Annotated in this window: 14 protein-coding genes; 11 read left to right on the top strand and 3 right to left on the bottom strand. The window is 49.9% G+C overall.

Going from position 1 to position 9,873, the window contains the following annotated elements; all coding sequences use genetic code 11:
• From HBA26_RS10925 to HBA26_RS10875, 11 genes are all read left to right on the top strand, one after another.
• Window positions 1-1,211 (top strand): hypothetical protein (locus tag HBA26_RS10925; RefSeq protein WP_243854837.1); only part of this gene is annotated, 1,211 nt, incomplete at its 5' end.
• A gap of 277 nt (window positions 1,212-1,488) precedes the next feature.
• Window positions 1,489-1,953 (top strand): hypothetical protein, encoded by a 465-nt coding sequence (locus tag HBA26_RS10920; protein ID WP_024274580.1) that lies wholly within the window; start codon window positions 1,489-1,491, stop codon window positions 1,951-1,953.
• A 54-nt stretch (window positions 1,954-2,007) separates the two neighbouring features.
• Window positions 2,008-2,367, top strand: a complete 360-nt coding sequence (locus HBA26_RS10915; protein ID WP_010434179.1) for a hypothetical protein — start codon at window positions 2,008-2,010, stop codon at window positions 2,365-2,367.
• Window positions 2,368-2,447: 80 nt separating this feature from the next.
• Window positions 2,448-2,660, top strand: a complete 213-nt coding sequence (locus HBA26_RS10910; protein WP_010434180.1) for a hypothetical protein — start codon at window positions 2,448-2,450, stop codon at window positions 2,658-2,660.
• Between the two features lie 110 nt (window positions 2,661-2,770).
• Window positions 2,771-3,592 (top strand): DUF932 domain-containing protein, encoded by an 822-nt coding sequence (locus HBA26_RS10905; protein ID WP_010434183.1) that lies wholly within the window; start codon window positions 2,771-2,773, stop codon window positions 3,590-3,592.
• Window positions 3,593-3,670: 78 nt separating this feature from the next.
• Window positions 3,671-4,150 carry an antirestriction protein gene (locus HBA26_RS10900; protein WP_010434186.1) on the top strand — a complete coding sequence of 160 codons (480 nt, stop codon included), beginning with the start codon at window positions 3,671-3,673 and terminating at the stop codon, window positions 4,148-4,150.
• A gap of 10 nt (window positions 4,151-4,160) precedes the next feature.
• Window positions 4,161-4,394 carry a hypothetical protein gene (locus tag HBA26_RS10895; protein WP_010434188.1) on the top strand — a complete coding sequence of 78 codons (234 nt, stop codon included), beginning with the start codon at window positions 4,161-4,163 and terminating at the stop codon, window positions 4,392-4,394.
• Window positions 4,391-4,873 (top strand): DNA repair protein RadC, encoded by a 483-nt coding sequence (gene radC, locus HBA26_RS10890; RefSeq protein ID WP_024274581.1) that lies wholly within the window; start codon window positions 4,391-4,393, stop codon window positions 4,871-4,873. Before HBA26_RS10895 ends, radC begins: the two co-directional genes overlap by 4 nt.
• A gap of 13 nt (window positions 4,874-4,886) precedes the next feature.
• Window positions 4,887-5,108: a DUF987 domain-containing protein gene (locus HBA26_RS10885; RefSeq protein WP_024274582.1), complete on the top strand. Its 222-nt coding sequence runs from the start codon at window positions 4,887-4,889 to the stop codon at window positions 5,106-5,108.
• Window positions 5,109-5,130: 22 nt separating this feature from the next.
• Window positions 5,131-5,490, top strand: coding sequence for a type IV toxin-antitoxin system YeeU family antitoxin (locus HBA26_RS10880; RefSeq protein ID WP_024274583.1), 360 nt, complete (start codon window positions 5,131-5,133; stop codon window positions 5,488-5,490).
• A 49-nt stretch (window positions 5,491-5,539) separates the two neighbouring features.
• Window positions 5,540-5,914 (top strand): TA system toxin CbtA family protein, encoded by a 375-nt coding sequence (locus HBA26_RS10875; RefSeq protein WP_010434197.1) that lies wholly within the window; start codon window positions 5,540-5,542, stop codon window positions 5,912-5,914.
• A gap of 538 nt (window positions 5,915-6,452) precedes the next feature.
• On the opposite strand, the gene HBA26_RS10870 is transcribed toward HBA26_RS10875, so the two are convergent.
• From HBA26_RS10870 to HBA26_RS22800, 3 genes are all read right to left on the bottom strand, one after another.
• Window positions 6,453-7,442, bottom strand: coding sequence for a glycosyltransferase (locus HBA26_RS10870; RefSeq protein ID WP_010434201.1), 990 nt, complete (start codon window positions 7,440-7,442; stop codon window positions 6,453-6,455).
• Between the two features lie 773 nt (window positions 7,443-8,215).
• Window positions 8,216-9,124, bottom strand: coding sequence for a kdo(2)-lipid IV(A) palmitoleoyltransferase (gene lpxP, locus HBA26_RS10865; protein WP_024274585.1), 909 nt, complete (start codon window positions 9,122-9,124; stop codon window positions 8,216-8,218).
• Between the two features lie 202 nt (window positions 9,125-9,326).
• The gene (locus tag HBA26_RS22800; protein WP_016247220.1) at window positions 9,327-9,599 is read right to left on the bottom strand and encodes a hypothetical protein; all 273 of its coding nucleotides are present in this window, start codon (window positions 9,597-9,599) and stop codon (window positions 9,327-9,329) included.
• Window positions 9,600-9,873: the final 274 nt, after the last annotated feature.

Below are 9,873 nucleotides of genomic sequence, written 5' to 3'. Positions count from 1 at the left end.
TCCGTCGTCGGCAGCGTCAGATGTGTATAAGAGACAGTATTATTATATTAAATAAGAGTTTCATTATGGCCGTATGTAAAAGAAATAACTGCATGGCACAGATCGGCCATTCACCCGCTGAACGGATATTACGGCTATGCCCGACACATTATCAGGGCAGACAGTTAAATTCAGCCAGACGAACGGAAAGAGCAGCATTAATATGCCAGTATCCCGCCTGTGGTATCAGTATATCTGAAACCCGCAATCAGTTTTATTGTTGTAAGGAACATCGGGATAAAGCCCGGAGGTTAATCGATGACGATGCTATTATAAGACTGGTTAAGCACTCTTACTGGCTCAATGTGGAAGCCATGCTAAAAAATAATTCCCTTGGACTGGGGAGTATCACCGGTCCGACGGATATTGCAGACCTCATTCGGTTATATCAGCACAAAGCTGGCCACCAGAAAACGTATAATACGCTGAACGGGCACAGAGTTGCTGATACGACAAAAAGGTTAATCCCCTGGCTGGATCTTGAGCTATGCCACATTTACCCTAACTCTAAGGGCGGTGCAAATATCGCCAGAAACATTATCATCGCACCTGCTGCTATAAACCGGATGATGAAGGATTTTATCCCCTGCTGTCAGTCAGGAGTGCTGAGTGGCATAAAAGCAATGGAAACACCTCAACCGGTTAAATCGACCTTACTGAAAGCGTTAACGGATAAATACGGTTCAGATGCTGTACAGGAAGCATTGTACGGAGTTAAGCATCTTGCCTTTGCTGATTTAAGTCTGTCACGCAGGCTATTTGACACTGATATTTACGCATTCCCTCCACTAACCCGTCTGTTAAAAGAGGAAGCCTTACGCCTGAATTTGATGTCACTATGGGAAACGCTGGTTTGTACCGAAGTCAGCGTCTGGCTTAATGCCGGGCCTGCGAATGAATTATTTGCCGTTGCCGCGTTTCATGCGTTGCTGAACGGCGACGGCGACCACCTGCTGGAGCAATGTTATCGTTTAGTCGATGAAATCAGGGTGAAGCACAAGCGGGGGTCTCAACAAATCTACGACGAATTTCAGCATATACTCAGCCAGTACATGGCAAAATATTTTCACATTGACACCAGCGACCACAGAGCCTGTAATCTCTTCTATAACCGCTTTTTTAGTGTTCCTCCTGTCACAGAGGACGGTGTCTGCGCCATACCGCCTCAGTGATGCATTTCCTCAGCCTGTGTTCAATAAAATCTCAGATATATATCACCCTTCTGAAGTGAAACCGGACCATCGATAAACTCGGGCGAGGTTTACGGTAAATATATTTACTGAACCACGATCAATTTTGTCGATCGGTTCGATCGAATTTCATCGTTATCCCCTTCTTTTTTGCAGCTATAAAATCCCAACGGGATGCTTATGACTGTCTGTCTTCTACTAAAAATCATGCAGATACCCATTCCGGGTAGCGTTTTACGAAAACCAGAGGTGCACAAAAATGAACAGAAAAATGATTCACCCTTTACTACTGACCTGTGCGCTGGTACCGGCAGTGGCAATGGCCTTCGGTAATCAAACCACCTGGACCCGGGGCTGGGGCCAGGGAATATCAGAGTTTGTTATCAATGGGGAAAGTCAATCGCAACTGTCTCTGACCTGTGAGGATTACGGCTCGCAACCGGCCACGGTCATATTCACTGACGCCAGCGGGCATCAGGTCAGTATGGATGAAGATAAAAGCCTTCAGGTCAGTATCGACGGTGGAGCCCCCATCGACATCAGCGAATCTGGCAGTCGAGTGGGCGGTAATAACCTGGCGCTGGCCTGGGCTCAGCTACGTAATGGCAAACAGGTCTCAGTAACCGGAGACGGTGTTAAGGATGCCACATTCACGCTGGCTGGGGCAGCAAAGGTATTGCCGGTATTCGGGACCCACGGCTGCGTGGGTAAAGATGCACTCTAGCCTGCATCTGAGTTTGACGCCTGTTGATTACGTTATTTTAAAAAGGAACAGATTATGAAATTTAAACATATGCTGGTACCCGCACTGCTTGCACTCTCAGCTCATACGCTGGCAGAGCCAGCGCCGACCATCAAAGTGGAGACCAGTAATCAGGTTCATCCTGCCGGAACACGCTATGTCACGGTCGTGGTCACCTCGCTGGATGATAGTATCAAAGTTGAAAAGATAGATGTGAACCGGGGTAACTGTCGTATTGATAACCAGAAGTACCTATATTCCAGCAATAAGGAAACTATTCTGCCCGCCTCCTTGCGCTACGGGGAGTCCGTCAAAGTAAATTTTTATAATAACTGCGTTGCTTCAGAAGTCGTCGTCACCACTGACAAGGGGGGATGGCGTTACACCTACCACTGAGCCACTTTCCTGTATCAGCTTCCTCAAATAAATCTTCACTCCACCAGAGGGCTGCCGCCAGGCAGTCCGGAGCAAACCCTATGACCTTTCTGAAAATGCTGGTGACGGCCCTGAGCCAGGCACTGACCTGGTGCGGCGGGCATCAGGCCCGGCAGTTTATTGAAATTCGCCTGCGTCAGGCAGGCTACGATGACAGCAGTATTGATACAGCCCGGGAAGCGGTCACGTTGCTGGTCACTGCACTTATCACCGCCCTGATGGCGCAGATACTGAAGATTCTGGATACGCTGTAGTCCTGCCCGCCATATCCCTCCCACAGTGAACAACATATCTGCCCCTGCCTCCTCACGGAGCAGGGGCTTTTGCTTTTATGCCTTCAGATTAATCAGATGAGGAATCAACTATGCGATTAGCCAGCCGTTTTGGTCGGGTGAACCAGATTCGCCGTGACCGTCCCTTAACCCACGAAGAACTGATGCAGCATGTCCCCAGCGTCTTCGGGGAAGACAAGCACGACTCCAGAAGCGAAAAGTACACCTACATACCCACCATTAGCCTGCTGGATAACCTTAAACGTGAAGGGTTCCAGCCATTCTTTGCCTGTCAGTCACGAGTGCGCGACCAGAGCCGACGGGAACATACAAAGCATATGCTGCGCCTGCGTCGTGCCGGTCAGATAAACGGTCAGCAGGTACCGGAAATCATCATTCTGAATTCGCACGATGGCGCATCAAGTTTTCAGTTACTGCCGGGAATATTCCGAAGCGTCTGCACCAATTCGCTCGTTTGCGGACAGTCGTTTGGCGAGATCCGCGTGCCACACAGGGGCGACGTTGTCGGGAAGGTGATTGAGGGGGCCTATGAGGTTCTCAGCGTCTTTGACCGGGTGGAAGAGAAACGTGACGCCATGCAGTCCCTGCAACTCCCGTCACCCGCACAACATGCACTGGCTACAGCGGCGCTGACATACCGTTTTGGGGAAGAGTACCAGCCAGTAACCGAAGCGCAAATTCTTGCACCCCGCCGCTGGCAGGACGAGAGCGATGACCTGTGGACCACTTACCAGCGCATTCAGGAAAACCTGCTGAAAGGCGGGCTAAGTGGCCGTACCGCGCAGGGTAAACGTACCCACACCCGCGCAGTAAACGGGATTGATGGAGACGTTAAGTTAAACCGTGCGCTCTGGGTGATGGCGGAGAACATGCTGAACCTGTTGGACAGGTAATCACCCGCGCCCCGCCACCGAAATCAATCCCCGGCCCGACACTTCCATTCAACATCTCCATGCATAAGGAAAATTAACATGACCGACATTATTAATATTAACGATAACCATCAGCGACCTCTGCAGGCTGGCGATAACGTTTCTGCACCTGCTCTGGCAGCCACGTCCGTACCGGACGAACAGCGTGTGGAATTCTGGCCGCAGCACTTTGGCAACATCCCGCAGTGGATAACCCTTGAACCGCAGGTCTTTGCGTGGATAGACCGGTTCTGCGCTGACTACAGCGGCGGTATCTGGAATTTTTATACTCTCAGCAACGGCGGGGCCTTCATGGCTCCGGAAACGGACAACGATGCCTTCTGGTCGCTGTTCAACACCATGAATGGCAACGCCGCAGACATGAGCGCCGAAGCTGCAGGGATTGCGGTCTGTCTTATCGCTTACAGTCATCATGCATGCCGCACAGAATGCGATGCCATGACGGAGCATTACTGGCGCCTGCGTGACTATGCGCTGCATCACCCGGAATGCAGCGCCATCATGCGCATTATCGACTGAGCGTTCCGCCATGCCCTATGAACTGTCTCACCTTAATGACCTGTGGGATGCGCTGGGGAAAACAACGGTCGGGGATGAGGACGGTGACCTTGTGACCGACGAACCCTTCCTGCATTTCCCGACAGGTACCCCTCTCTTCCATATCTGGTCATGGTTTGAATCCCTGCACGACGGGTTCGTCGTTGCCGTGAAACTGTACAACACATCTGCGCCCGACGCGTCAACCGACAGGAAAAGCAAATGAATACCACCACGTGTCTCCCCGACAGCGGGGAAATATCTCCCACCGCACAGCGCACCATCAGACGCGCACTGACCCTGCTGGAACGCCAGTTACGCGAACCCGGCGAGGCATTCACCTCCTGCCAGGCGGTCCGTGACTGGCTCCGTCTGCAACTCACCACGCTGGAGCGTGAAGTCTTCATGGCGCTCTTCCTTGATAACCAGCATCGTCTTATTGCTCATGAAACGCTCTTCACCGGCACCATCAACCATACGCAGGTACATCCCCGTGAAGTGATAAAGGCAGCACTGAAACACAATGCGGCTGCCATCGTACTTTCACACAATCATCCTTCAGGTTATGCGGAACCCGGCCATGCCGACCGACTGCTCACTGACCATCTGAAACAGGCACTTAAACTCGTGGATATCTGCCTGCTGGACCACCTGGTCGTGGGAGGCATGAACATCGTCTCGTTTGCCGAGCGTGGCTGGCTTTAGGGAGAGAATTACGATGAAAATCATCAGCAAACGTCAGGCAATGGCGTTATACCGCCAGCATTCTGAGTCCCGGCTGTTTCGTTTCTGTACCGGGAAATATAAGTGGTCCGGCAGTATCTGCCATTACCACGGCAGGGAAGTGCAGGATATCTGGGGTGTGCTGGCCGTGTTTGCTGAACGCCGACAGGACCGCAATGGTCCGTATGTGATCCTGCGCAGCGTCGTCCTGAACTGACTTACCGTTAAGGAGTACTTACATGAAGAAAGCAACCCGTGTAATCAACCATAACATCACGGAACCCTGGTGGGGCCTCAGACGCAACATCACGCCGTGTTTTGGTGCACGGCTGGTACAGGAGGGTAACCACCTGCATTACCTTGCTGACCGCGCCAGCATTGCCGGGACATTTAATGACGCAGATTTACGCCATCTGGACCAGGTATTTCCGGTACTGATGAAGCAGATGGAGCTTATGCTGGCCAGCAGCGAACTCACGCCCCGCATTCAGCGCTGCATCACGCTCCACGTAAAAGGGCTGATATGTGAGGCCGATACACTCGGCTCCTGCGGTTATTTGTACATCGTAATTTATCCGGCGTCTGTAACAACCGAATAAACCCCGGACGCTTTTCCTTAGTCAAACTAGCCAACAAAGAGCGCAAACCATGCAAATACATTCCCTGTTCCTTCAAAGGGCGGCGTCGTCACGTCTGTCGTCAGTCGAAATCTGGCAAAAATTACTGGAGTATCTGCTGGAGCAACACTACGGCCTTACCCTCAACGACACACCGTTTGGCAACGACAGTGTGATCCAGAAACACATTGATGCGGGAATCTCACTGTATGACGCTGTGAATTTTATCGTGGAAAAGTACGACCTGGTGCGTACTGACCGTCACGGCTTCAGCGTGAAAGAGCAGTCTCCTTTTATCGGCAGCCTTGATATTCTCCGAGCCCGGAAGGCTACCGGGCTGATGACCCGCAAGGGATATAAAACCGTTACTGACATCACAGGTGGCAGATTCAGCGGAGGGAAATAATGACGTTAGCCCTCATCGTTGACGACGACACCGTCAGCGATCAGCCCCTCAGGTGCCAGTACAAAGACTGGCGCTTTTATCAGATCTCCATTAGTTCAAACAGATGTTCGCTCAGACAGCTGGTATGGCGGTAACACCTTATCGGAGATATCTGTCTGCAGTAGAAGAGGGTGCGGCAGGACGCCACCAGAACATCAGGGGCCGTATCGTCTGCCAGGAGAGAGCTTAATTCCGGGGCGTTCAGTAAAATGAAACATTTCTCTGGGAGCATACCACCGGCATTCCCTTTCGGAAAACAACCGCCCAGATACAGTAACACGGTCAGCAGCCGGAACTGTCGCGTGAGTACCGCTTCGGTATCCCGGTAATGTACGGCTATCCACAGGCATTCCCGCAGCATAAATCGCCGGGTCCGTCGGGTGAGGTCACCGCCTTTGTCATACCAGCGTTCGACGATATCCCTGGCAGAGCGAACTGAGCCATCACCCTTTGTCGCAGTTTGCCACGACCGTGCCAGAAGCGTTGAGATATCCATGGATTAACGCCGCAACTGCGAAACGGCTGCGGGAGTATTGCGGACACCAGGCAGATAAATATTGCGAACCAGCTTCAGGAGGAAAAAGACATCGCTCAGGTTGCTCACGCCTGGTACCAGATGGCGAAAGGCTATCCGCACACGAAAACGCGCCCGGACCGCCTGCCGGTCATTCACCCTGCGCCGGTACAGGCCCAGAAAATGACGGCTTTCCACCAGCGCATGCCTGACCAGCGCTCGTCTGACAGATCGGTACTGCGTCTGTGTACTGAGTGCCAGAATATCTGCAATCACGTCGCAATAGCTGAACGCGCGGATATCGTAATAATCCGGGCGGTGGGTAATTGACGCCGGGTTATTAACCCACAGGTAATCCTGTCTGTCAGAGAAATAAAATCGGCCATCTGCGGCGGCAAGCTGTATCGTCCAGAGAATGTCCTTGTGGCTTTTGCCTTCCTGGAATCGCAGGTCATGCTCGCGAATATACGCTGAACGGATTATCTGCAGCCACAGATAATGCGGCCATTCCCTCTGACTGACGCAATGGCGTATCCACTGCTGACCCGTCAGCGTCTGACCGTAAGGCTGTCTGCGGTGAACGGTATGCCGCAGATGTCCGGCGCTGTCTGTATGCCGGGCATTGAAAAGGACGACATCGGCCTGTGCTTCGCGGGCTGTGTGCAGCCGCTCCTGCAGAAAATCTGCCGCAACCCGGTCATCCGCATCCAGGAACACCCCCCATTCACCACGGTGAATCGCCAGTGCAGCATTACGGGCAGCATACACGCCCTGATTTTCCTGACGAATGAGAATAAGCCGTTCATCTGTAATGGCGCTGAGTAGCGTCCATGTTTCGTCGGTTGAACCGTCATCCACAACAATGATTTCAGTACTGAGCGTTGTTTCGCCAAGCAGTGTATGGACCAGAGCCCCGATGCTGTCAACTGCATTGAAGGCAGGAATGATGACGCTGATATCGATGTTGGTTTTCATTGATCAAAGGGAATGTAAACAGAGGGAAGCTTCAGAGTTGTTACCCCATCAGAGGCAATAACCTTCCGGGTAAGAAACATTGTCAGGAAGAGCGTCCCGGTGATTTTCGTGCTGGTGTGGACACCACTCGTTTTTCTCTGATTTCCTGGTTAACCACCATCAGACAGCCATCGCAAAATTCTTTATCAAGCCCGAATATCCGGTCCAGAATGCTTCTTTTCTTGTTACATCTGGCACATCTTTTCATTCCATCACCTGCTGTCGCATTCCCATGCCGTGCCCGCAGGACAAAAGAAGGGCGCCCACCAGAAGACAGGAAATAAATTAATAAACAATACGTTAAATGAATTGTTGGGAATTTAGCACAGGCACTAGCGTGCCGGATAATTCATTTTGCAGATCAATTTTATAAAATCGATCGGTTTAATCGATCATCTTTTTCACTCTGCTTTACACGCCATCCGTGTGCCTGCATACCCTATCGGAGCGTTCGGTTTGTCGAGCTGTAAAGGATGCTATGCCTGCTGGATAGTCAAACCATTCCCGATAACTGACATCATGTGGAAGAGAAAATATACAAAAATTATTATCGCTTTGAATGGCAGCTATAAGCGAGAAGCGGACCTTCAAATCCGAGCAGGTTCAATTGATTAACCTTGGTTGTCAGTTACGCCATCGTTAACATGAAGCCGATCGAATAATCCCCTGTCCCATTTTTTACAAATACGCAGTGGCAAGAAAGATAGATTCTGGCTCATGACAAGAAGAGTTGTTCATTTGTATAAAGAGACTTCGCCTTCAGGACGCGTTTTGAACCTGCGATGCATCCACAGGTATTGCTCAGGAGCACGGAGAATTTCACGCTCGATGATCTTGTTCATATAAGCCGCTGCGGCGATCTTGTCTTCCCCTGGATAGCCTGACAACGGATTGCTGATATACATGTGATAACCTTTTTTATCGCTACGTCGAATCATGCTAAGTGTGATCAAGTGTGCACCAGCGAGTTTTGACAGAGCATACGTTCCGTTCGTCGTGGCTGCTTTTTTTACCGAGAAAAAAGGTGCAAAAACGCTTCCTTTAGACCCATAATCCTGGTCTGGTGCAAACCAAACGGCTTCACCTGCTTTTAGCGCATGAACAAAACCTGATAAATTACGTCGATTAATCATAGCCTTATTTGAACGCATACGCCCTTTTGTCTGTACCCATTCCATTAATGGATCATTGTGTGGGCGATACGTTGCCATCATAGGATGGCATAACCCCATTACTCTTCCACACAACTCAAGGGACATAAAATGAATCCCGACGACCATTACTCCTCTTGTCGCACCGGTCAGGTTTTCAAGCCCTTCGACATCAAACCATTTTTTGACTCTCGCATCGCTCCAGAACCAGGCCATTCCTGTTTCCATCAGTCCCAGCCCGAGAGAAACAAAGTTTTTATTGACCATCTGGCTCCGGGCAAACGGTGTCATCTCGGGAAAGCACAGTTCGATATTTCTAATCGCAATCCGTTCCCGGCGTTTCAGAAAGGGTCTGGAAATTTTTCCAAGGCCAGAGCCCAGAATATGTAAAATCGGGTAAGGAAGTTGAACGAGAAGCCACAGCAGACCCAAACCAGACCAGGTAAGCCAGTGGCGAGGATGAAGTAAATTATGAGTAAAAGTCTGTGCCATAAATTTCCTTAATGCTAATGAAGGTTATAACGCAAAAGGAAAACAATGAGGCAATTCGTCTTTAGCGATACATTTTGTTTTAGATAATTTAAATTCATCTAAATTCAGGAAAAAATATTTCCCAATGACTGGTGAATAATTTAAAGAGCCAAGGGTGAATTGTAAGCCAGAAAATTTATTCTGTTATAAATCCATGGTTTTATCATTGATACTCAAGGAATTGTCTTCTTGATTCATCATCATCAAGGTACTCAAAAGAAAGAAGCCGAATTTTGGTAAGTTTATAAAACCACTCACAATCGTTTCGTTGAATAATTTCGCCTGGTTTGAAACATATCCCGGATGCCACCCGAATAATCGCATATTTACCATTACTAAACCTGACCCGGTGAATACAGAAAGGTTGGCCAGGCTGTCCGTGACAGCTATTCGACATGATATGCCCTTCAATAAAAACAGATTTTTTAGATTTCATTATCATACCCTCGACAACAGCAGTACAGGAGGAATGTTGTCATTTTCCGACATCACTGACGTTAAGTGGCAGAAGCTGATCAGCCGCCGATACACCAGCATTCTGAAGGTCTGAACAACAGTCCGCAGGCAGGGCACTCAAGAACCGCATCTTTTCTTAGTTTACCTGCTTTCTGATCGGCTCTGTGTGCACATACCGGGCAGGCAACATGAACCGGTCTTTCTTTAAAATACCTGAGCCCATTTGTATAAGACATAAATAATTCTCTGAGGAA

This window comes from Enterobacter sp. 725m/11 (assembly GCF_011683705.1).
In the GTDB taxonomy this organism is placed as follows: Bacteria; Pseudomonadota; Gammaproteobacteria; order Enterobacterales; family Enterobacteriaceae; genus Enterobacter; species Enterobacter bugandensis.
The sequence above is the reverse complement of the archived record's forward strand: the minus strand, read 5'-3'. Positions and strand labels throughout refer to the sequence as shown.

Coding starts and splice junctions, on each gene's coding strand:
- HBA26_RS10920 (WP_024274580.1), top strand. CDS start 1,489: ATGAACAGAAAAATGATTCACCCTTTACTACTGACCTGTGCGCTGGTA.
- HBA26_RS10915 (WP_010434179.1), top strand. CDS start 2,008: ATGAAATTTAAACATATGCTGGTACCCGCACTGCTTGCACTCTCAGCT.
- HBA26_RS10910 (WP_010434180.1), top strand. CDS start 2,448: ATGACCTTTCTGAAAATGCTGGTGACGGCCCTGAGCCAGGCACTGACC.
- HBA26_RS10905 (WP_010434183.1), top strand. CDS start 2,771: ATGCGATTAGCCAGCCGTTTTGGTCGGGTGAACCAGATTCGCCGTGAC.
- HBA26_RS10900 (WP_010434186.1), top strand. CDS start 3,671: ATGACCGACATTATTAATATTAACGATAACCATCAGCGACCTCTGCAG.
- HBA26_RS10895 (WP_010434188.1), top strand. CDS start 4,161: ATGCCCTATGAACTGTCTCACCTTAATGACCTGTGGGATGCGCTGGGG.
- radC (WP_024274581.1), top strand. CDS start 4,391: ATGAATACCACCACGTGTCTCCCCGACAGCGGGGAAATATCTCCCACC.
- HBA26_RS10885 (WP_024274582.1), top strand. CDS start 4,887: ATGAAAATCATCAGCAAACGTCAGGCAATGGCGTTATACCGCCAGCAT.
- HBA26_RS10880 (WP_024274583.1), top strand. CDS start 5,131: ATGAAGAAAGCAACCCGTGTAATCAACCATAACATCACGGAACCCTGG.
- HBA26_RS10875 (WP_010434197.1), top strand. CDS start 5,540: ATGCAAATACATTCCCTGTTCCTTCAAAGGGCGGCGTCGTCACGTCTG.
- HBA26_RS10870 (WP_010434201.1), bottom strand. CDS start 7,442: ATGAAAACCAACATCGATATCAGCGTCATCATTCCTGCCTTCAATGCA.
- lpxP (WP_024274585.1), bottom strand. CDS start 9,124: ATGGCACAGACTTTTACTCATAATTTACTTCATCCTCGCCACTGGCTT.
- HBA26_RS22800 (WP_016247220.1), bottom strand. CDS start 9,599: ATGAAATCTAAAAAATCTGTTTTTATTGAAGGGCATATCATGTCGAAT.